The sequence below is a fragment of the Shewanella sp. 1180_01 genome, assembly GCF_052850535.1.
The window spans coordinates 1-399 of sequence record NZ_VXCT01000198.1 but is presented as its reverse complement, the minus strand read 5'-3'; the positions used below and the strand labels follow the sequence as shown (position 1 = coordinate 399).

Sequence of the window (399 nt, the reverse complement as noted above, 5' to 3'; positions counted from 1 at the left end):
CACAGTGCGTTTGAGCGAGCCATGTGGGGCATCATCTGTGATGAAGCGCAACGACCACTTATCAAATTAATGGCCAATGATTTTTGGGAAGAATATCAAGCACTCACTAAACGTCTTGAACGAATTAACTCACTATTAAAGCAGCTGGTCGAGCAAGACCCTAATGGTAAAATCCTATTGAGTATTCCAGGTGTTGGCCCGATTATCGCTTCAGCATTTGCCGCTTCCATTGGCGTAGGACAAGCCTTTAATAGCCCTAAAGAATTAGCAGTCTGGCTAGGATTAACCCCAAAACAATTTGCCTCTGGTCACAAGAGCGTCAATGGCGGCATCACCAAACGAGGTGATTGTTATTTACGCAAACAACTTATTCATGGCGCCAGAACCGTAGTCAGCCAT

The 399-nt window shown here is 45.1% G+C and carries 1 protein-coding gene; it reads left to right on the top strand.

The window, feature by feature from the left end; genetic code table 11:
* On the top strand, nt 1-399 hold a 399-nt coding region (locus FW758_RS24840; RefSeq protein ID WP_446446853.1), incomplete at both ends, for a transposase.